The organism is Pseudomonas putida S13.1.2 (genome assembly GCF_000498395.2).
Lineage (GTDB): Bacteria > Pseudomonadota > Gammaproteobacteria > Pseudomonadales > Pseudomonadaceae > Aquipseudomonas > Aquipseudomonas putida_Q.
The window spans coordinates 2,882,223-2,901,769 of the sequence record NZ_CP010979.1 but is presented as its reverse complement, the minus strand read 5'-3'; the positions used below and the strand labels follow the sequence as shown (position 1 = coordinate 2,901,769).

The following is a 19,547-nucleotide window of genomic DNA, read 5'->3' as shown; positions in this document are numbered from 1 at the left end:
TAATGTTGCGCCCCCCGTTTCGAGTGCCCCCGATGCCGCGCCCTGCCTGGTCCCTGTATGCCTATCAACTGATCGAGCCCGACGAGCAGCTCGACCTGTTCGCCTGCCAGGAAATCCGCGTCCACCTGGTGGCCCGCCAGCTTGAGCTGGGCGTGCCGGTCGACCGTACCTTGTGCGGCGGCCTGCTGCCGGCGCAGCCGCGTTGGTCGGGGGTGCCGCGCAGTATTTACCGCGACAACCGCCTGTGTGACCTGTGCCGTGCCATCCTCGATGCCCAGCGGCGCGGCATGCGCCCGGTCTGGCCAGAGCTGCAAGCCAGCTGAACGGCACGCACCTTTCATCATCTGAAACGCTTGCATCGCGCCAATGCCTCCCGCTTGTATCGGTGCGGGTGTACAATCGATCCTCTTGACCCATCTTTCGAAGGATTTACCGGATGTTGCCGCGCTTTCCTGCCGTCACCCGTAGCCTGTCCCTGGCCGCCCTGCTGGTAGCGGGCCCCGCTACTGCGCTGGAGCTGCCACTGCCACCGCCCGGTGAAGACATCGTCGGCCAGGTGCACGTGATCAAGGCCAAGTACGAGGACACGTTCGCCGACATCGGCACCGCTAACGATCTTGGCTACCTGGAAATGATTGCCGCCAACCCGGGTGTCGACCCCTGGCTGCCGGGCGCCGGTACCGAGATCATCCTGCCGACCCGGTACGTGCTGCCGCCGGGCCCGCGCGAAGGCATCGTCATCAACCTGGCCGAGTACCGCCTGTACTACTTCCCGAAAGGGGAGAACGTGGTGCATACCTTCCCGCTGGGCATTGGTCGTGAGGGTTGGGGGTCGCCGATCGCCAACACCAAGATCACCGCCAAGACGCCGAACCCGACCTGGACGCCACCCGCTTCGATCCGCAAAGAGCACGCGGCAGACGGTGACATCCTGCCGGCAGTGGTGCCGGCCGGCCCGGACAACCCGCTGGGGCCGTTCAAGTTCACCTTGGGCGTGCCGGGCTACCTGATCCACGGTTCGAACAAGAAGTTCGGCATTGGCATGCGTACCAGCCACGGCTGCTTCCGTATGCTCAACAACAACGTGCTGGAACTGTCGAAGATGGTGCCGGTGGGCACTCCGGTGCGCATTATCAATGAGCCTTACAAGTTCGGTATCAGCGGCGGCAAGGTCTATCTGGAGGCGCACACACCGCTGGACGATCAAGGTAACCCTTCGGTGGTGGACAAACACACCGCAGTTATCAACGCTTTGCTCAAGCGTGAAGACCTGGCCAATAACCTGCGCATGAACTGGGACATGGTGCGTGACGTGGTGGCTGCAGAAGATGGCATGCCGGTAGAAATTGCCGTGCCGGTCGAGAACCCGGGTAGCGCGCCAATGGTGTCGAGCATTCCGGCCGAACTGCAGTAAGGTAATTGCGACACATCACGGCCCGCCTTAGTGCGGGCCTTTTCGTTACTGTCGGGCGTATTTACCTGGCTGGCAGGCAATAAAAAAGCCGACCCATAAGAGGGTCGGCTTTTTAACAATCCGTGAGGATTATTACTTGCGGCTGGCTTTGTCCAGCATACGCAGAGCGCGCTCGTTGGCTTCGTCAGCGGTCTGCTGAGCCTTCTGAGCAGCTGCCAGTGCGTCGTCAGCCTTACGGTAGGCTTCGTCAGCACGAGCTTGAGCGCGAGCTGCTGCGTCTTCAGTCGCAGTCAGACGAGCTTCGGTTTCTTTGGATACGCTGCTGCAACCGGTGGCCAGAACTGCGGCCAGAGCCAGAGCAGAGAATTTCAGAACGTTGTTCATCGTGTTCCCCTTCAAGGACTTTCTATTAAATAGCCATCTCTCAGGAAAGAGAAACTGGCCGGCGTACATAGTACCCATTACTTGTAGTAAGTAAACTGACTGAGCGCAAGAACCGCAAAAAAAATGTTGCTTGACGCCGGGGCGACACGATTTGCCACGCGCGCGTGAAAAAAGCGAGCAGGGTACGCAAGCGATTGTAGTGCAGGAACTTTTTTGTTGAACTAACGGTGACTTTAACTGTCTTTCGACGTCTTAAGCCCTACAACATCCTCCGGCTGTTGGCGGTGCAGGGGAGAGTCGCTTTCTCGGCATTTTCGCCATTTTTAGCCACCGCCACCTTGAGCAATCCCATTTGCGGCGCCTACTATCTTGTGAGGCCAGAGGATCCGAACGATAACAATCGTCCAGAGGTCGAAGGGGCAACAGGTGGCGTAGAGGATTTTGCGCCGGATAAACCACCATCGGTTAAGGTATGGGTCTGCCGAGAAGACCTGCGAGGAGTAGTGATGAGCGAAGCGCTGACTATCCACCATGACCAGGCCGGTCATCAGTTCGAGACCAACGTGGACGGTCATCGTGCCTATCTGACGTACATGGATCTGGGCAAGCAGACGCTGGACATCTATCGCACCTTCGTGCCCAACGCCTTGCGGGGCCGCGGGATTGCTGCCGCATTGACCGAGCGGGCTCTGGAGTACGCTGAACAAATGGGCTACACGGTGATCCCGTCGTGCTCCTATGTGGAACGCTACATGGAGCGCCAGCAGCGGCACTCGAGCAAGGCCTGAAGCCATCCGTAAAAAAACGGGGGCCGCTTCGCGCCCCATCGCGACGCGGCCCCGCTTTTTTATCAATCAGCCACGCTTACGCTGCGGCAGCACATCCTTCAACTTGGCATGCATGCTGCGCAGGGTCTTCTCGGTCGCCGACCAGTCGATGCACGAGTCGGTAATCGAGACGCCGTACTGCAATTCGTTCAGGTCTTTCGGTATCGATTGGCAGCCCCAGTTCAGGTGGCTTTCCACCATCAGGCCGATGATCGACTGGTTGCCTTCCAGGATCTGGTTGGCAACGTTCTCCATTACCAGCGGTTGCAGGGCCGGGTCCTTGTTGGAGTTGGCGTGGCTGCAATCGACCATGATGTTGGCCTTGATCTTGGCTTTGGCCAGGTCCTGCTCGCACAGGGCGACGCTGACCGAGTCATAGTTGGGCTTGCCGTTGCCGCCGCGCAGTACCACATGGCCATACGGGTTGCCCTTGGTGGTGACGATCGACACGCCGCCTTCCTGGTTGATGCCGAGGAAGCGGTGTGGCTTGGACACCGACTGCAGGGCATTGATGGCAACGGTCAGGCCGCCGTCAGTGCCGTTCTTGAAGCCGACCGCCGAGGACAGGCCCGAGGCCATTTCACGGTGCGTCTGGGATTCGGTGGTGCGGGCGCCGATGGCCGACCAGCTGATCAGGTCCTGCAGGTATTGCGGGGAAATCGGGTCCAGCGCTTCGGTAGCGGTAGGCAAGCCCATTTCGGCCAGGTCCAGCAGCAGCTGACGGCCGATGTGCAGGCCATCCTGGATCTTGAACGAGTCATCCAGGTACGGGTCGTTGATCAGGCCCTTCCAGCCGACAGTGGTGCGCGGCTTTTCGAAATACACACGCATGACCAGGTACAGCGTATCGGACACTTCTTCGGCCAGCACCTTCAGGCGCTCGGCGTATTCGTGGGCGGCCTTGATGTCGTGGATGGAGCAAGGGCCGACCACGACGAACAGGCGATGGTCCGTGCCGTCGAGAATATTGCGCACCACTTCACGGCCGGCAGTCACGGTCTGCAGGGCCTTGGCGCTGAGGGGGATTTCCTTCTTGAGCTGATCGGGGGTGATCAGGGTCTCGTTGGAGGCAACGTTCAAGTCATCGATCGGTAAATCAGCCATCGTGTTACTCGTCAGGTCACGGGTGCCGGCCGCCAACTATCCCCGTGCGGCCCAGCAGCAAGAATAATCGCAGCGGGGAGCCGAACCTTAGCGCGTTACGGGTGGCGCGACAATGGGCGCAAGTCCCGTCAGCGTGCTGTTTTACCTGCTCCAGTGGCGCGTTGGCGTCCCTGGGCTACCTGCCAGTGCGCAAGCTGTGTAAAAAGAAGGCTGACATTTACCTGGAGGTCGGCATGCATCCGCACACACCACGCATCGGCATCATTGGTAGTGGGGCTATCGGTGGCTTTTATGGGTTGATGCTGGCCCGCGCCGGTTTCGACGTGCATTTTCTGCTGCGCAGCGAGTACCAGGTGGTACGCGAACAGGGGTTGGCGCTGGACAGTGCGGTGCACGGTAAGCTGCTGATGAAGGTGCAGGCCTATGCCAGTGCCGCCGACATGCCGCCTTGCGACTGGTTGCTGGTCGGTGCCAAGGCCACCAGCAACGACCAGCTCGCGCCTTTGATCGTGCAGGCCGCTGGGCCTGGCGCCAAAGTTCTGCTGCTGCAAAACGGCTTGGGTGTGGAGGAGCAATTGCGTCCGGCCTTGCGCAGCGACATGCACCTGCTCGGCGGCCTGTGCTTCATCTGCGTCAACCGCCACGCGCCGGGTGTGATTCGTCACCAGGCCCTGGGGGCGGTCAACCTGGGCTACCACAGTGGGCCGGCCAATGAGGGTGGTGCTGCGGTGGTCAGTGAAGGTGCAGGGTTGTTCCAGGCTACGGGCATCGATTCGCAGGCCATGCCGAACCTGGACTTGGCGCGCTGGCAGAAGCTGGTGTGGAACGTGCCTTATAACGGCCTGTCGGTGCTGCTGGGTGAAGGGACTGCTGGGCTGATGGCAAGCAGCCACAGCCGTGAATTGATCCAGGCCTTGATGGCTGAGGTAGTGCAAGGCGCTGCCGCCTGCGGGCACCTGTTGCCCGAGGGCTATGCCGAGCACCTGTTCCAGATGACCGGGCGCATGCCCGACTACTGGCCAAGCATGTATCACGATTATGCCCTCATGCGCCCGTTGGAGCTGCAGGCTATCTATGGCGAGCCACTGGCGCGTGCACGCGCGGCAGGCTGCACCTTGCCGCGCATGGAAATGCTGTACCAGGCACTGAGTTTCCTCGACAGCAGCGATGGACGCCGCTGAGGGTAGCTTTGACCTCGGCAGCGCGCTCTTGTGGGGCCCTTCAGCCCCCGCCGGGCAGTGCGCCGGACGGCAAAGCGTGCGTCCGGCGCGCTGCTAAGCTGAAGCTTGCTCTGCCGCTGCGGCAGTCGAGGAGGTCGAATGATCCGCTCCATGCTGTACGCCACCGACCTCGGTGTCTACGCCCCTTTTGTGATGCAGCACGCGCTGGCCTTGGCGCGCACATTCAACGCCGAGCTGTATGTGATTCATGCGGTGGAGCCAATGGGGCAGTTCGCCGAATCCCTCCTGCAAAGCTACCTCGATGAGCAGACGCTCGACCAGTTGCACAGCCAGGGGGTGAGCACGGTGATGGCCAACATCGAGCAGCGCGTGCTGGAGAGCTTTCGCGATGAGCTGGGCGAGGAGGCCGACCTGGCGGTGATAAAGGCGGTGCGGGTACGCCAGGGCGACCCGGCCCAGGTGATCCTTGACCAGGCGCAGCGGCTTAGCGTCGACCTGTTGATTTTCGGCAGCCACAGTGCTGGTGCAGGGGTGGATGTGCCCCTGGGGCGCACAGCGGTGCGGCTGCTGCAGCTGTCGCCGGTGCCGGTGTATATGGTGCCGTTGGCGCAGCATTTGGGGCGTAGGAAAGTGTGAAGATGGCCGTGGACCATTTCCGGGGCACGTAACAAAATAGTTCTAGATTTATTTCCAGAACCACTAATATAGTTATATATCGTCGCTGCCTGCTGCCGCGGACTCATCGCTGAACCGAGGGAAACCTATGAAGCTTCAACAACTGCGCTACATCTGGGAAGTGGCGCACCATGACCTCAACGTCTCCGCGACGGCGCAAAGCCTGTATACCTCCCAGCCAGGTATCAGCAAGCAGATCCGCCTGCTCGAAGACGAACTGGGTGTTGAAGTCTTTGCGCGCAGCGGCAAGCATCTGACCCGTGTCACGCCAGCCGGGGAGCGCATCATCAATACCGCCGGCGAAATCCTGCGCAAGGTCGAGAGCATCAAGCAGATCGCCCAGGAGTTCTCCAACGAGAAAAAGGGCACGCTGTCCATTGCCACCACCCATACCCAGGCACGCTATGCCTTGCCGCCGGTGATCAGCAGCTTCATCAAGCAATACCCGGAAGTGTCCTTGCACATGCACCAGGGTTCGCCCATGCAGATTGCCGAGATGGCTGCGGACGGTACAGTTGACTTCGCCATCGCCACTGAGGCGCTGGAGCTGTTCGGCGACCTGATCATGATGCCGTGCTACAAGTGGAACCGCTGTGTTGTGGTGCCGCAGGGTCATCCGCTGGCCAAGCTGCCGAAACTGACCCTGGAAGCCGTTGCCGAATACCCGATCGTCACTTACGTGTTTGGTTTCACCGGGCGCTCGAAGCTGGACGAAGCCTTCAACCACCGTGGCCTCACGCCAAAAGTGGTGTTTACCGCGGCAGATGCCGACGTGATCAAGACCTATGTGCGCCTTGGGCTGGGCGTGGGTATCGTCGCGGGTATGGCCGTGGACGCCAAACTCGACAATGACCTGGTGGCCCTGGATGCCAGCGAGCTGTTCGAGGCCAGCATCACCAAGATCGGCTTCCGCCGTGGCACCTTCCTGCGTGGCTTCATGTGCGACTTCATCGAGAAGTTTGCCCCGCACCTGACCCGCGAAGTAATGGCCAAGGCCATTCAGTGCCATAACAAGCAAGAGCTTGAAGAGCTGTTTGCAGGCGTTGAACTGCCGGTGCACTGATCCGCAATTGTGCGGGGCCGCTTTGCGGCCCTTTCGCGGCACAAGGCCGCTCCTACAGGGACATGCGATTTCCTGTAGGAGCGGCCTTGTGCCGCGAGAGGGCTGAAACGCAGCCCCGGCTATCTCAAGCCTTGCTGATCAGGTTGCCTGCGTGCAACCCGCATTCCTTCTGCGTCGACTCTTCCCACCACCAACGCCCTTCACGCTCATGCTGGTTTGGTAGTACCGGGCGGGTGCACGGCTCGCAGCCGATGCTGATGAAGCCGCGCTCATGCAAGCTGTTGTAGGGCAGCTCAAGCATGCGGATATAACCCCATACTTCCTCACTGCTCATCTGCGCCAGCGGGTTGAACTTGTACAGGGTGCGCTCGGGGGTAGAGAAGGCGCTGTCGATTTCCAGGGCCGCCACCTGGCTGCGGGTGCCCGGGCTCTGGTCACGGCGCTGGCCGGTGGCCCAGGCGCTCACGGTGGCCAGCTTGCGGCGCAGTGGCTCGATCTTGCGAATGCCGCAGCACTCGCCGTGGCCGTCCTTGTAGAAGCTGAACAAGCCCTTTTCCTTGACGAACGGGTCAAGCTTGGCACGGTCGGGGCTGAGCAGTTCAATCGGCAGGTTGTACTGTTCGCGCACCTGGTCGATGAACCGGTAAGTCTCCGGGTGCAGGCGGCCGGTGTCGAGGCTGAACACCTTGACCTGCTTGTTCAGCTTCCAGGCCATGTCGACCAGCACCACGTCCTCGGCGCCGCTGAAGGAGATCCACAGGTCATCACCAAAATGCTCGAAGGCGAGCTTGAGAATGTCCTGCGGGGACTTGTTGGCGTAGGTCGCGGCCAGGGCGGCGACGTCGAAGGGTTGGCTCATCAGGCGGTTTCCATCTTGGCTGTGGCGCTGTGCGCTCGTAGTAAGGTGATGGTAACAAAAAAACGCGGGCTAGACGGACTCACAGGCCCTGCAAGGTCTGCATCAACACTCGCACCTTGGCGATCGACTCTTCATATTCGGCCTGCCACTCGGAGTCGGCCACCACGGCACCGCCGCCCCAGCAACTGACCTGGCCGTCTTTGACCAGCAGGCTACGAATGGCAATCGAGCTGTCCATCTCGCCGCGCACGTCCACGTACAGCAGCGAGCCGCAGTACAGCGCCCGGCGTGCCGGCTCCAGTTCGTCGATGATCTGCATGGCGCGAATCTTCGGGGCCCCGGTGATCGAGCCGCCGGGGAAGCTGTCGCCGATCAGGTCCAGGGTATCCTTGTCGCTGGCCAACTGGCCGGTGATGCTGCTGACCAGGTGGTGGACGTTGGGGTAACTCTCCAGGCTGAACAGTTCCGGTACTTTCACCGAACCGATCTTGCAGGTGCGCCCCAGGTCGTTGCGCAGCAGGTCGACGATCATCAGGTTTTCCGAGCGGTCCTTGGGACTGTGCAGCAGTTCCTCGGCATTGCGCTTGTCTTCAACCGGGTCGTTGGCGCGTGGGCGAGTGCCCTTGATTGGTCGGGTTTCCACCTGGCCCTGGCTGACGCGGATGAAGCGCTCAGGCGAAAAGCTCAGCAAGGCGCTGCCGTCGGCCAGTTGCTGGTAGCCGGAAAACGGTGTTGGGCAGGCGTGGCGCAGGGCCTGATAGGCCTGCCACGGGTCGCCCTGGCAGGGTGCGCGGAAGCGTTGGGTAAGGTTGATCTGGTAGCAGTCGCCGGCCTGGATGTAGCGTTGTACCTGGTCGAAGGCGGCCCGGTACTGGTCGGGCTGCAGGTCGCCGGCCATCGGCGCGAGCAGCTTGAAGCCGCCACTTGCAGTGCTGCAGGCGCCTTCGAAAAGTGTGATCAGGCGTTCACGTTCGCTGCCTGCAAGGCTCGGGTGGAACACCAGTTGGCTGGTGCCATGCACATGGTCGCTGACCAGTGCCCAGGCATACAGGCCCAGTTGCGCGTCGGGCAGGCCGAGGTCATCCACGGCCAGGCTTGGCAGCTGTTCCAGGCGGCGGCCGAAGTCGTAGCTCAGGTAGCCGATCAGCCCGCCGGCAAAGGGTAGCTCGCTGCCTTCGGGCAGTTGCGCATGGCCCAGGTGGGCCAGGCCGGCACGCAGGCGCTGGAGGAAGGTGCGGCCTTGTTCGCCGGGGTGCGCTTGCAGCTGCTGCAATGGCCAGGCACTGAGCAGGTCAAAGCGGCCGCGTTCGGCACCGGGGCGGGCGCTGTCGAGCAGGATCGCGCCGGGGGCCTGGCGCAGGCGGGCAAAATAGGCGGCTGGGTCAGGCTGGTAGGGCAGGGGGTAAAGCGTACAGGTCGGCATCAGTGTGGACGGCGATGTAAAAGCGAGGAGGGCGATTGTAGACCTGTGCAGGAAAAGCGCCTAGCACTGGGCGCGACATTCAACAGTGTGTTTGGCCCATTCGTAGCACAAGGCTGCTCCTACAGGTGAAACGCAGCCCTGGAAACCTGCGCAGTACCTGTAGGAGCAGCCTTGTGCTGCGAATGGGCTGCAAGGCAGCCCCGGCAATTCAGCGGTTAGGCACGTGCCCGAACAAACCCTGAGCTACCCGAACGCGCTGCTCGACATCTTCGGTCACGCCATCCTTCGCCAGCGCTTCGATGTGCGCCTCGATGGCGTGGGTGCGCTGGGTCAGGCCGCAGTCGTTGGCAATCTGGATGTTCAGGCCTGGGCGGGCGTTGAGCTCGAGAATCAGTGGGCCCTTTTCCTGGTCCAGTACCATGTCCACACCGATGTAACCCAGCCCGCACAGTTCGTAGCAGCCGGCGGCCAGCTTCATGAAGCCGTCCCAGTTCGGCAACTGCACGCCGTCCACCGCGTTGGTGGTGTCCGGGTGCTTGCTGATGATGTTGTTCAGCCAGGTACCGCGCAGGGTTACGCCGGTGGCCAGGTCAACGCCTACGCCGATGGCGCCCTGGTGCAGGTTGGCCTTGCCGCCGGACTGGCGGGTCGGCAAGCGCAGCATGGCCATTACCGGGTAACCCATCAGCACGATGATGCGGATGTCCGGCACACCTTCGTAGCTGATGCTCTTGAAGATCTGGTCGGGGGTAACCCGGTACTCGATCAGTGCGCGGTCGCGGTGGCCGCCCAGCGAGTACAGGCCGGTGAGGATGCTCGAAATCTGGTGCTCGATTTCCTCATGGCTGATGATTTTGCCCGACACCGTGCGGTAGCGGTCCTCGAAGCGGTCGGCGATTACCAGGATGCCATCACCGCCGGCGCCTTGCGCTGGCTTGATGACGAAATCGCTGCGCCCGCCAATGATCTGGTCGAGTTTCTCGATTTCTTTCTCGGTTTCGATGATGCCGTACATTTCCGGCACATGGATACCGGCCGCCAGGGCGCGCTCCTTGGTGATGATCTTGTCGTCGACGATCGGGTACAGGCTGCGCTTGTTGTATTTCAACACGTAGTCCGCGTTGCGCCGGTTGATACCCATGATGCCCCGGGCCTCCAGGGCTTTCCACGTCTTGATCAGGCCAAACATCAGGCGTCAGCCTTCTTCAGGAATGCCTTGAAGCGCACGAGTTCGGTCAGGCGGTAGCCACGATAGCGGCCCATCGCCAGCATGAAGCCCACCAGGATCAGCAGTACGGCCGGGAACGTGAAGACGAAGTACACCAGCTCCGGCACCATCATCAGCAGGTGCGCCACGGAGGCGGCAAACAGGGTACCGATGGCCACTTTCATGGCATGGCCGCCGCCACGCTCTTCCCAGGTGATCGACAGGCGCTCGATGGTCATGGTCAGGATCACCATCGGGAACAGTGCCACCGACAGCCCGCGCTCAAGGCCCAGCTTGTGGCTGAACAGGCTGATGGCGGCGATCAGCACCACGACGAAGGTCAGCACCACCGACAGGCGTGGCAGCATTTGCAACTTGAGGTGTTCCAGGTACGAGCGTAGTGACAGGCCAAGGGCGGTAATCACCGTGAACAGCACGATGCCGAAGCCTAGCTGGGTCTCGCGGAAGGCCAGGGCGATCAGCACCGGGGTGAAGGTGCCCAGGGTCTGCAGGCCGATCAGGTTACGCAGCACCAGGATCACCAGCACGCCGATCGGGATCATCACCATGATCATGAAGGTTTGCTGGGTCTGCAGCGGCAGGCTGTACAGCGAATACTCGAGGAAGTCGGCGTCGGTGTTCTCGTCGGTCAGCTTGGCCAGGCGGATGGCGTTCATCTCGCTGTTGTTCATGCTGAAGGTGACGTTGGCCTTCTTGCCGCCATCGACGGTGATCAGGTTGTCGTCACCGGTCCACCACAGCAGGCGGTCACTGGGCAGGCCTTGCTCGCCGGTGTCCGGGTTGAAGTACAGCCAGTCGTTACCGTTGAAGCTGCGCAGCCACAGTTCCGGGGTTTGCGGGGTGTCGGCCACCAGGCGGATGGTGTGCACCTTTTCCATCGGCACGTGGGCGATCGACAGCAGCAGGTCGATGACCTGCGCCTTCTTCATCGGCGAAGTGTCGCCGGCCAGCAGCAGCTTGACGTTGTCGTCGTTGAGGTTGTTGACCCGCTTGATGGTCTCGCTGACGAAGGTCTCGACGTCGGCAGAGTGCTGGCGAATCGGCGCCATCAGGGCTTCGGCGGCGATTTTCTCGGGGCCTTCGATAGCCAGGCTGTCACGGAAGGTCGGGCCTTTGACCGTTGTCTTCTCGTTGCTGTAGCGCTTGGTCAGCACCAGGCGGTAATACAGGGTCTGGTTGCCGTTGGCGCGACGGGCCGACCAGGTGACCTTGCGGTTACCGTCGGCACGGTTGACGCTCACCCCGTAGTTGTTGGAGATGAAGCTCTCGTTGAGGCTGACGTAGTCGCGGTTCAGCGGTGGCACGAACATCTGCACCTTGACCGGGTCCTTGGTGCTGGCCACAAACTCGACCTTGGCGTCGATGTTCCACAGGTCGTCGGTTTCATCTTCGGTCACCGGAATGCCGAGGAAGAAGATCTGATAAGCCGTGACCGCCACGCCCAGTAGCACCAGTACGGTGATCAGGACTTTCAGATGGAGGGTAAGAGAGCGCATCGGGATTACTCTGCTTTGGGAGCGTCGGTGGCACAGGCAGGTTTGCCGGCCGCATATTTAAGGCTTGGGTCAACCAGCGCGTCGAAGTGCTTGAGCGCCTCGGAGCCGATCAGCAGCGGGAACTGGAAGGCGCTGCGGTCGGTGAGGTTGACTTCGATGGTGCGCATGGCCTGGCCCATGCAGATTTCAAGTTCGATGACCGGGCGTGCCGTATAGGCCTTGCCCGATTCGGCATCATAATCGCCGGCCCGGCGCTTGATCTTGCTTACGCGTGCCAGCGGACGCTCGATCGGGTGTGAATGGGCAGCATCGATGGCCAGGTAGAAGCGCACCCAGCTTTCGCCGTTGCGCTTGAACCGCTTGATATCGCGGGCGCTGAGCGAGGCAGTCTTGGCGCCGGTGTCGAGCTTGGCGGCCACTTCAAGGTCCAGGTCGCCCAACCGTGCATATTCGTTGAGACCATAGACGGTCTTGCCCGCAGCTTGGCCGAGGGCCGGTAGCAGGGTGAGGCATAGCAGCATTAAAACGGGTGTAAGTCTCATAATCCTGGCGCGGTGCAGTGCAAGGTTCTAGGCAAGGTTCTGGTCAAGGCGACTGGCAACTACTGCGCAAGCTTCCTCTTATATCTGTCAACAAGCATGAATGTATGACAGACAGGCTATCCATACCCCATCGGAGGCGCGGCATTCTATCACGCCGACGTCTTGACGCCAGCGGTGCGCGATCTGACAGCACCGTGCCGGGGTTAGTTCGCTCTTAGACGATTGTCGACAATATTCATTTTGTCTTTGACTGTGGCGCCTTAATTCGCTAATTTCTGGCGAATAGTTTTCAAGGTGTCGACAATATGCAGGACCTCTCCACCCCCAGCCCGGTGCAGGCAGACGAAACGGAAACCTTGTCTGAAAACGTCTTCCGGCGTATTCAGGCGGCCATCGTCAAGGGCGAAATCGCCCCCGGCAGCAAGATCTCCGAGCCGGAGCTGGCGCGCACCTACGGCATCAGCCGCGGGCCGCTGCGCGAGGCCATCCACCGCCTGGAGGGCCAGCGCCTGTTGGTGCGCGTACCGCATGTGGGCGCGCGCGTGGTGTCGCTGAACCACGCCGAGCTGATCGAACTTTACGAAATTCGCGAGTCACTGGAAGGCATGGCCTGCCGCCTGGCTGCCGAACGCATGAGCCAGGGCGACATCGACGAACTGCGCCGGGTGCTCGATACCCATGAGCGCGATGCTGCGTTCCAGGCCGGCCTGGGTTACTACCAGCAGGAAGGCGACTACGACTTCCATTACCGGATTATCCAGGGCAGCGGCAACCAGACCCTGGTCAAGATGCTGTGCGGCGAACTGTACCAACTGGTGCGCATGTACCGCATCCAGTTCTCTGCCACGCCCAATCGGCCACGCCAGGCCTTTGCCGAACACCACCGCATTCTCGATGCCATCGCCGACCGTGACGGCGAGCTGGCCGAACTCCTGATGCGTCGCCACATCGGCGCGTCCAAGCGCAACATCGAGCGTCACTATCTGGACGCCCACAACAACAGCCCACGAGGTGAGAAATGACTGTGAAGAGCACCCCCGGTCAGCGTTTCCGCGACGCCGTTGCCGCCGAACACCCACTGCAGGTGGTTGGCGCCATCAACGCCAACCATGCCCTGCTGGCCAAGCGCGCCGGTTTCAAGGCCATCTACCTGTCCGGTGGCGGCGTGGCCGCAGGCTCGCTGGGCCTGCCGGACCTGGGCATCACCGGCCTGGACGACGTGCTCACCGATGTGCGCCGTATCACCGACGTGTGCGATGTGCCGTTGCTGGTGGATGTCGACACCGGCTTTGGTGCGTCGGCCTTCAACGTCGCCCGCACCGTGCGCTCGATGAGCAAGTTCGGCGCTGCCGCCATCCACATCGAGGACCAGGTTGGCGCCAAACGCTGTGGCCACCGCCCGAACAAGGAAATCGTCAGCCAGCAGGAAATGGTCGACCGCATCAAGGCCGCTGTCGATGCCCGTAGCGACGACAGCTTCGTGATCATGGCGCGTACCGATGCCCTGGCCGTCGAAGGCCTGAACGCTGCCCTTGATCGCGCCGAGGCGTGTATCGAGGCTGGCGCCGACATGATCTTCCCGGAAGCCATCACCGAACTGCAGATGTACAAAACGTTCGCTGATCGGGTGAAGGCACCGATTCTGGCCAACATCACCGAATTCGGCGCCACGCCGCTGTATACCACCGAAGAGCTGGCCTCGGTCGACGTGTCGCTGGTGCTGTACCCGCTGTCTGCGTTCCGTGCCATGAACAAGGCGGCCGAGAACGTGTACACCGCACTGCGCCGCGACGGCACGCAGAAAAACGTCATCGACACCATGCAGACTCGCATGGAGCTCTACGATGCCATTGGTTACCACGCCTTCGAGCAGAGCCTCGACGCGCTGTTTGCCCAGAAGAAAGGGTAAGTGATGGCGCCTGTGCCGGCCTCTTCGCGGGTAAACCCGCTCCCACAGGTAAAACACAAGTTTCAAAAGCTGTGCTGTACCTGTGGGAGCGGGTTTACCCGCGAAGAGGCCGGCACAGGCCAACTGAATTAGCCAGCAAGAAATCCATAACAAATTCAAGAAAGGAGAAACACCATGGCCGAAGCGAAAGTACTCAGTGGCGCAGGCCTGCGTGGCCAGGTGGCCGGCCAGACCGCACTGTCGACCGTTGGCCAGGCCGGTGCCGGGCTGACCTACCGGGGTTACGACGTGCGTGATCTGGCAGCAGGTGCCGAGTTCGAAGAAGTCGCTTACCTGCTGCTGTACGGCGAGCTGCCAACCCAGGCCGAGCTGGCCGACTACAAGCTCAAGCTCAAAGGCCTGCGTGACCTGCCACAAGCATTGAAGGAAGTGCTGGAGCGTATCCCGCGTGACGCCCACCCGATGGACGTGATGCGCACCGGTTGCTCGGTACTGGGTACCCTGGAGCCCGAGCTCACCTTCGAAGCCCAGCGCGACAAGACCGACCGCCTGCTGGCGCTGTTCCCGGCAGTGATGTGCTACTGGTACCGCTTCACCCACCATGGCGTGCGCATCGATTGCACCAGTGACGAAGACACGCTCGGCGGCCACTTCCTGCACCTGCTGCACGGCAAGAAGCCGAGCGAGCTGCACGTCAAGGTCATGAACGTGTCGCTGATCCTGTACGCCGAGCACGAGTTCAACGCCTCCACTTTCACCGCCCGCGTTTGCGCCTCGACCCTGTCCGACCTGTACTCCTGCGTCACCGCTGCCATCGGCGCGCTGCGCGGCCCGCTGCACGGCGGTGCCAACGAGGCGGCGATGGAGCTGATCGAGCGCTTCCAGAGCCCGCAGGAAGCCACCGCCGAGCTGCTGCGCATGCTGGAGCGCAAGGACAAGATCATGGGCTTTGGCCATGCCATCTACAAAGAGTCCGACCCGCGCAACGAGGTGATCAAGGGCTGGTCGAAGCAACTGGCCGATGAAGTGGGCGACAAGGTGCTGTACCCGGTTTCCGAGGCCATCGACAAGACCATGTGGGAGCAGAAGCGGCTGTTCCCCAACGCCGACTTCTACCATGCCTCGGCGTACCACTTCATGGGCATCCCGACCAAGCTGTTTACCCCGATCTTCGTCTGCTCGCGCCTGACCGGCTGGGCGGCGCATGTCTTCGAACAGCGTGCCAACAACCGCATCATCCGCCCGAGCGCCGAGTATGTCGGCGTCGAGCAGCGCCAGTTCGTGCCGATCGAGCAGCGCTGACAGACCGAACCTGTGGGGTGGCCTGTTCCGGCCTCATCGCCGGCAAGCCAGCTCCCACAGGTGTTGCACCGCCTTTGAGGCTTGTGCTGTACCTGTGGGAGCTGGCTTGCCGGCGATGAGGCCGGAGCAGCCAATACAGGACAGCAATTAGAACGCTATCCACGACCCTACCGTGACCGAGCCTGATAACGATATGAACACAGCATTCCGCAAACACCTGCCAGGCACCGACCTGGACTACTTCGATGCCCGTGCGGCGGTCGAGGCGATCAAGCCCGGCGCGTACGACGGCCTGCCTTACACGTCCCGCGTGCTCGCCGAGAACCTGGTGCGCCGCTGCGATCCGGCAACTCTCGACGCCTCGCTGGGCCAGCTGATCGAGCGCCAGCGCGACCTCGACTTCCCGTGGTTCCCGGCCCGCGTGGTGTGCCACGACATCCTCGGCCAGACCGCGCTGGTCGACCTTGCCGGCCTGCGCGATGCCATCGCCGACAAGGGTGGCGACCCGGCTGCCGTCAACCCGGTGGTGCCGGTGCAACTGATCGTCGACCACTCGCTGGCAGTGGAGTGCGGTGGCTTCGACCCGCAGGCCTTCGAAAAGAACCGGGCCATTGAAGACCGCCGCAACGAAGACCGTTTCCACTTCATCAACTGGACCAAGAAGGCGTTCAAGAACGTCGACGTGATCCAGCCGGGCAACGGCATCATGCACCAGATCAACCTGGAGAAGATGTCGCCTGTCATTCACAACGACCGTGGCGTGGCCTACCCGGACACCTGCGTCGGCACCGACAGCCACACCCCGCATGTCGATGCCCTGGGTGTGATCGCCATCGGCGTGGGTGGCCTGGAAGCCGAGAACGTGATGCTTGGCCGCGCCTCCTGGATGCGCCTGCCGGAAATCGTCGGCGTCGAGCTGACCGGCAAGCTGGCACCGAACATCACCGCCACCGACCTGGTGCTGGCCCTGACCGAATTCCTGCGCAAACAGAAGGTAGTTGGCGCCTATCTGGAGTTTCACGGTGAAGGTGCCCGGGCCCTGACCCTGGGCGACCGCGCCACCATTTCCAACATGGCGCCTGAATACGGCGCCACCGCAGCGATGTTCGCCATCGACCAGCAGACCATCGACTACCTGCGCCTGACCGGCCGCGAAGAGCAGCAGGTCAAGCTGGTGGAAACCTACGCCAAGGCGACCGGCCTGTGGGCCGACAGCCTGGGCGACGCCGTCTACGAGCGCACCTTGAGCTTCGACCTGTCGAGCGTGGTGCGCAACATGGCCGGCCCGTCCAACCCGCACGCGCGCGTGGCTACCAGTGACCTGGCAGCCAAAGGCATTGCCGGCAGCTGGGAAGAGGTGCCGGGGCAGATGCCGGACGGCGCGGTGATCATTGCCGCCATCACCAGTTGCACCAACACTAGCAACCCGCGCAACGTGATAGCCGCTGGCCTGATTGCACGCAATGCCAACAGGCTGGGCCTGGCCCGCAAACCGTGGGTCAAGTCGTCGCTGGCGCCAGGTTCCAAGGCTGTGCAGCTTTACCTGGAAGAAGCCGGGCTGGAGAAGGAGCTGGAGCAACTCGGTTTCGGCATCGTCGCCTTCGCCTGCACCACCTGCAACGGGATGTCTGGCGCCCTGGACCCGGCGATCCAGCAAGAAATCATCGACCGAGACCTGTACGCCACCGCCGTGCTGTCGGGTAACCGCAACTTCGACGGGCGTATCCACCCGTATGCCAAGCAGGCCTTCCTGGCTTCGCCGCCGCTGGTGGTGGCCTATGCCATTGCCGGTACCATCCGCTTCGACATCGAGAAGGATGTGCTGGGCGTGGTCGATGGCAAGGAAATCCGCCTCAAGGATATCTGGCCGAGCGATGAAGAGATTGACGCCGTGGTGCGTGCTGCGGTCAAGCCGGAACAGTTCCGCAAGGTGTACATCCCGATGTTCGCCATCGAGGAAGACCGTGGGCCGAAGGTGGCGCCGCTGTACGACTGGCGCCCGATGAGCACCTATATCCGTCGCCCGCCGTATTGGGAAGGTGCGTTGGCGGGTGAGCGAACCCTGCGCGGCATGCGCCCGCTGGCAGTGCTGCCGGACAACATCACCACCGACCACCTGTCGCCGTCCAACGCCATCATGCTCGACAGTGCTGCCGGTGAGTACCTGGCGAAAATGGGCTTGCCGGAAGAGGACTTCAACTCCTACGCCACCCACCGGGGCGACCACTTGACCGCTCAGCGTGCCACGTTCGCCAACCCCAAGCTGTTCAATGAAATGGTGCGCAAGGAAGACGGCAGCGTGAAGCAGGGCTCGCTGGCGCGTATCGAGCCGGAAGGCAAGGTCACCCGCATGTGGGAGGCCATCGAGACCTACATGCAGCGCAAGCAGCCGCTGATCATCGTTGCTGGCGCCGACTACGGCCAGGGTTCGTCCCGTGACTGGGCGGCCAAGGGCGTGCGTCTGGCGGGCGTCGAGGCCATTGTCGCCGAAGGCTTCGAGCGGATTCACCGCACCAACCTGGTGGGCATGGGTGTATTGCCGCTGGAGTTCAAGCCGGGCACCGACCGCAAGACCCTGGGCCTGGACGGTAGCGAGACCTATGACGTGCTTGGCGCACGTACGCCACGGGCAACCTTGACGCTGGTGGTTACCCGCGCCAATGGCGAGCGCCTGGAAGTGCCGGTGACCTGCCGCCTGGACACCGCCGAGGAAGTGTCGATCTACGAAGCGGGCGGGGTGCTGCAGCGCTTTGCCCAGGACTTCCTCGAAGCGACCGCCTGAGCATGAAACGGGGCCGCTGTGCGGCCCTTTCGCGACACAAGGCCGCTCCCACAGCGTCACGCGATCCCTGTAGGAGCGGCCTTGTGTCGCGATGGGCTGCAAGGCAGCCCCAAAGGCCATATGCATTTCAGACAGGACAGCCCATCAATGGCACACGTACCGCAAGTAAAAATCCCCGCCACCTACATCCGTGGCGGCACCAGCAAAGGCGTGTTCTTCCGCCTGCAAGACCTGCCCGAGCAGGCGCAGATCCCCGGCCCCGCCCGCGACGCACTGCTGCTGCGGGTCATTGGCAGCCCCGACCCTTACGGCAAGCAGATCGACGGCATGGGCGGCGCCACGTCGAGCACCAGCAAGACCGTGATCCTGTCGCAAAGCATCAAGCCTGAGCATGATGTCGACTACCTGTTCGGCCAGGTCAGCATCGACAAGGCCTTCGTCGACTGGAGCGGCAACTGCGGCAACCTGTCCGCCGCAGTCGGTTCGTTCGCCATCAGCAGCGGCCTGGTCGACCCGGCGCGCATCCCACGCAACGGCATGGCCACGGTGCGTATCTGGCAGGCGAATATCGGCAAGACCATCATCGCCCATGTACCGATCACCGAAGGTGAAGTACAGGAAACCGGCGACTTCGAGCTGGACGGGGTGACCTTCCCGGCGGCAGAGGTGCAACTGGAGTTTCTTGACCCGGCTGCCGATGAAGACGGTGGCGGTGGTGCCATGTTCCCGACCGGCCAGCTGATCGATGACCTGGAAGTGCCGGGTGTCGGCACCTTCAAGGCCACCTTGATCAATGCCGGTATTCCGACCATTTTTGTCAATGCTGCCGATCTCGGCTACACCGGTACCGAACTGCAGGACGCCATCAACGGCGACCCGCAGGCGCTGCTGCGTTTCGAGACCATTCGTGCTTATGGCGCCGTGCGCATGGGGCTGATCGACAACGTCGACCAGGCTGCCGGGCGTCAGCACACACCAAAAGTGGCGTTCGTTGCGCCACCGAACACCTACACTGCGTCCAGTGGCAAGGCGGTGCAGGCAGGGGATGTCGACCTGTTGGTGCGGGCCTTGTCGATGGGCAAGCTGCACCATGCCATGATGGGTACGGCGGCGGTGGCAATCGGCACCGCGGCGGCCATTCCGGGCACGCTGGTCAACCTCGCCGCTGGCGGGGGCGAACGCAGCGCTGTGCGTTTCGGTCACCCCTCGGGCACCCTGCGGGTCGGGGCCGAGGCGCGCCGGGTGGAAGGTGAATGGACAGTGACCAAGGCAATCATGAGCCGCAGTGCTCGCGTGCTGATGGAGGGCTGGGTTCGCGTGCCTGGCGATAGCTTCTAAAGCACCACTGGCGCTCGGCT

The 19,547-nt window shown here is 62.2% G+C and carries 18 protein-coding genes; 11 read left to right on the top strand and 7 right to left on the bottom strand.

The window, feature by feature from the left end; genetic code table 11:
- Positions 1 to 32 precede the first annotated feature (32 nt).
- A complete protein-coding gene (locus N805_RS12955) occupies positions 33 to 323 on the top strand; it encodes a hypothetical protein (RefSeq protein WP_019470710.1) in 291 nt (96 codons plus the stop codon).
- Between the two features lie 113 nt (positions 324 to 436).
- Positions 437 to 1,414, top strand: coding sequence for a L,D-transpeptidase family protein (locus N805_RS12950; protein ID WP_019470709.1), 978 nt, complete (start codon positions 437 to 439; stop codon positions 1,412 to 1,414).
- Positions 1,415 to 1,546: 132 nt separating this feature from the next.
- On the opposite strand, the gene oprI is transcribed toward N805_RS12950, so the two are convergent.
- Complete coding sequence (gene oprI, locus N805_RS12945; protein WP_003259780.1) at positions 1,547 to 1,798, bottom strand: outer membrane lipoprotei OprI; 252 nt, start codon at positions 1,796 to 1,798, stop codon at positions 1,547 to 1,549.
- Between the two features lie 506 nt (positions 1,799 to 2,304).
- Here oprI and N805_RS12940 point away from each other — a divergent pair.
- Entirely contained in the window at positions 2,305 to 2,586 is a 282-nt protein-coding gene (locus tag N805_RS12940; RefSeq protein ID WP_003250290.1) for a GNAT family N-acetyltransferase, read from the top strand.
- A 66-nt stretch (positions 2,587 to 2,652) separates the two neighbouring features.
- Here the strand turns inward: N805_RS12940 and N805_RS12935 are convergent, their stop codons facing one another.
- A complete protein-coding gene (locus tag N805_RS12935) occupies positions 2,653 to 3,729 on the bottom strand; it encodes a 3-deoxy-7-phosphoheptulonate synthase (protein WP_019470708.1) in 1,077 nt (358 codons plus the stop codon).
- Positions 3,730 to 3,962: 233 nt separating this feature from the next.
- Here N805_RS12935 and N805_RS12930 point away from each other — a divergent pair, with 233 nt between their 5' ends.
- The 3 genes from N805_RS12930 (at position 3,963) to cysB (ending at position 6,648) form a co-directional block, all read left to right on the top strand.
- Complete coding sequence (locus N805_RS12930) at positions 3,963 to 4,910, top strand: putative 2-dehydropantoate 2-reductase (RefSeq protein ID WP_026034377.1); 948 nt, start codon at positions 3,963 to 3,965, stop codon at positions 4,908 to 4,910.
- Between the two features lie 138 nt (positions 4,911 to 5,048).
- Positions 5,049 to 5,546: a universal stress protein gene (locus N805_RS12925; RefSeq protein WP_016485904.1), complete on the top strand. Its 498-nt coding sequence runs from the start codon at positions 5,049 to 5,051 to the stop codon at positions 5,544 to 5,546.
- A gap of 127 nt (positions 5,547 to 5,673) precedes the next feature.
- A complete protein-coding gene (cysB, locus tag N805_RS12920; protein ID WP_016485905.1) occupies positions 5,674 to 6,648 on the top strand; it encodes an HTH-type transcriptional regulator CysB in 975 nt (324 codons plus the stop codon).
- Positions 6,649 to 6,772: 124 nt separating this feature from the next.
- Here the strand turns inward: cysB and N805_RS12915 are convergent, their stop codons facing one another.
- The 5 genes from N805_RS12915 to N805_RS12895 form a co-directional block, all read right to left on the bottom strand.
- Positions 6,773 to 7,507, bottom strand: a complete 735-nt coding sequence (locus N805_RS12915; RefSeq protein ID WP_016500538.1) for a phosphoadenylyl-sulfate reductase — start codon at positions 7,505 to 7,507, stop codon at positions 6,773 to 6,775.
- A gap of 79 nt (positions 7,508 to 7,586) precedes the next feature.
- A complete protein-coding gene (gene pabB, locus N805_RS12910; RefSeq protein WP_019470706.1) occupies positions 7,587 to 8,930 on the bottom strand; it encodes an aminodeoxychorismate synthase component I in 1,344 nt (447 codons plus the stop codon).
- Between the two features lie 208 nt (positions 8,931 to 9,138).
- The gene (locus N805_RS12905) at positions 9,139 to 10,119 is read right to left on the bottom strand and encodes an alpha-L-glutamate ligase-like protein (protein WP_019470705.1); all 981 of its coding nucleotides are present in this window, start codon (positions 10,117 to 10,119) and stop codon (positions 9,139 to 9,141) included.
- The gene (locus N805_RS12900) at positions 10,119 to 11,654 is read right to left on the bottom strand and encodes an inactive transglutaminase family protein (protein ID WP_019470704.1); all 1,536 of its coding nucleotides are present in this window, start codon (positions 11,652 to 11,654) and stop codon (positions 10,119 to 10,121) included. Before N805_RS12900 ends, N805_RS12905 begins: the two co-directional genes overlap by 1 nt.
- A gap of 5 nt (positions 11,655 to 11,659) precedes the next feature.
- Positions 11,660 to 12,196 carry an ATP-dependent zinc protease gene (locus N805_RS12895; RefSeq protein ID WP_019470703.1) on the bottom strand — a complete coding sequence of 179 codons (537 nt, stop codon included), beginning with the start codon at positions 12,194 to 12,196 and terminating at the stop codon, positions 11,660 to 11,662.
- Between the two features lie 305 nt (positions 12,197 to 12,501).
- Between N805_RS12895 and N805_RS12890 the strand changes: the two genes are divergently transcribed.
- The 5 genes from N805_RS12890 to prpF all read left to right on the top strand — a co-directional run bounded on the left by N805_RS12890 (position 12,502) and on the right by prpF (position 19,527).
- On the top strand, positions 12,502 to 13,218 hold the full coding sequence (locus N805_RS12890) for a GntR family transcriptional regulator (protein WP_019470702.1): 717 nt from the start codon (positions 12,502 to 12,504) through the stop codon (positions 13,216 to 13,218).
- Entirely contained in the window at positions 13,215 to 14,105 is an 891-nt protein-coding gene (gene prpB, locus N805_RS12885; protein WP_016485912.1) for a methylisocitrate lyase, read from the top strand. Before N805_RS12890 ends, prpB begins: the two co-directional genes overlap by 4 nt.
- Before the next feature lie 174 nt (positions 14,106 to 14,279).
- On the top strand, positions 14,280 to 15,407 hold the full coding sequence (gene prpC / locus N805_RS12880) for a bifunctional 2-methylcitrate synthase/citrate synthase (protein WP_028613454.1): 1,128 nt from the start codon (positions 14,280 to 14,282) through the stop codon (positions 15,405 to 15,407).
- A gap of 193 nt (positions 15,408 to 15,600) precedes the next feature.
- Complete coding sequence (gene acnD / locus N805_RS12875; RefSeq protein WP_028613455.1) at positions 15,601 to 18,189, top strand: Fe/S-dependent 2-methylisocitrate dehydratase AcnD; 2,589 nt, start codon at positions 15,601 to 15,603, stop codon at positions 18,187 to 18,189.
- A gap of 147 nt (positions 18,190 to 18,336) precedes the next feature.
- The gene (gene prpF / locus N805_RS12870; protein ID WP_028613456.1) at positions 18,337 to 19,527 is read left to right on the top strand and encodes a 2-methylaconitate cis-trans isomerase PrpF; all 1,191 of its coding nucleotides are present in this window, start codon (positions 18,337 to 18,339) and stop codon (positions 19,525 to 19,527) included.
- The last annotated feature ends 20 nt before the right edge of the window (positions 19,528 to 19,547 follow it).

What these genes read in the sequence shown, in the direction of transcription:
- N805_RS12955 (WP_019470710.1), top strand. Translation starts at nt 33, where the DNA reads ATGCCGCGCCCTGCCTGGTCCCTGTATGCCTATCAACTGATCGAGCCC.
- N805_RS12950 (WP_019470709.1), top strand. Translation starts at nt 437, where the DNA reads ATGTTGCCGCGCTTTCCTGCCGTCACCCGTAGCCTGTCCCTGGCCGCC.
- oprI (WP_003259780.1), bottom strand. Translation starts at nt 1,798, where the DNA reads ATGAACAACGTTCTGAAATTCTCTGCTCTGGCTCTGGCCGCAGTTCTG.
- N805_RS12940 (WP_003250290.1), top strand. Translation starts at nt 2,305, where the DNA reads ATGAGCGAAGCGCTGACTATCCACCATGACCAGGCCGGTCATCAGTTC.
- N805_RS12935 (WP_019470708.1), bottom strand. Translation starts at nt 3,729, where the DNA reads ATGGCTGATTTACCGATCGATGACTTGAACGTTGCCTCCAACGAGACC.
- N805_RS12930 (WP_026034377.1), top strand. Translation starts at nt 3,963, where the DNA reads ATGCATCCGCACACACCACGCATCGGCATCATTGGTAGTGGGGCTATC.
- N805_RS12925 (WP_016485904.1), top strand. Translation starts at nt 5,049, where the DNA reads ATGATCCGCTCCATGCTGTACGCCACCGACCTCGGTGTCTACGCCCCT.
- cysB (WP_016485905.1), top strand. Translation starts at nt 5,674, where the DNA reads ATGAAGCTTCAACAACTGCGCTACATCTGGGAAGTGGCGCACCATGAC.
- N805_RS12915 (WP_016500538.1), bottom strand. Translation starts at nt 7,507, where the DNA reads ATGAGCCAACCCTTCGACGTCGCCGCCCTGGCCGCGACCTACGCCAAC.
- pabB (WP_019470706.1), bottom strand. Translation starts at nt 8,930, where the DNA reads ATGCCGACCTGTACGCTTTACCCCCTGCCCTACCAGCCTGACCCAGCC.
- N805_RS12905 (WP_019470705.1), bottom strand. Translation starts at nt 10,119, where the DNA reads ATGTTTGGCCTGATCAAGACGTGGAAAGCCCTGGAGGCCCGGGGCATC.
- N805_RS12900 (WP_019470704.1), bottom strand. Translation starts at nt 11,654, where the DNA reads ATGCGCTCTCTTACCCTCCATCTGAAAGTCCTGATCACCGTACTGGTG.
- N805_RS12895 (WP_019470703.1), bottom strand. Translation starts at nt 12,196, where the DNA reads ATGAGACTTACACCCGTTTTAATGCTGCTATGCCTCACCCTGCTACCG.
- N805_RS12890 (WP_019470702.1), top strand. Translation starts at nt 12,502, where the DNA reads ATGCAGGACCTCTCCACCCCCAGCCCGGTGCAGGCAGACGAAACGGAA.
- prpB (WP_016485912.1), top strand. Translation starts at nt 13,215, where the DNA reads ATGACTGTGAAGAGCACCCCCGGTCAGCGTTTCCGCGACGCCGTTGCC.
- prpC (WP_028613454.1), top strand. Translation starts at nt 14,280, where the DNA reads ATGGCCGAAGCGAAAGTACTCAGTGGCGCAGGCCTGCGTGGCCAGGTG.
- acnD (WP_028613455.1), top strand. Translation starts at nt 15,601, where the DNA reads ATGAACACAGCATTCCGCAAACACCTGCCAGGCACCGACCTGGACTAC.
- prpF (WP_028613456.1), top strand. Translation starts at nt 18,337, where the DNA reads ATGGCACACGTACCGCAAGTAAAAATCCCCGCCACCTACATCCGTGGC.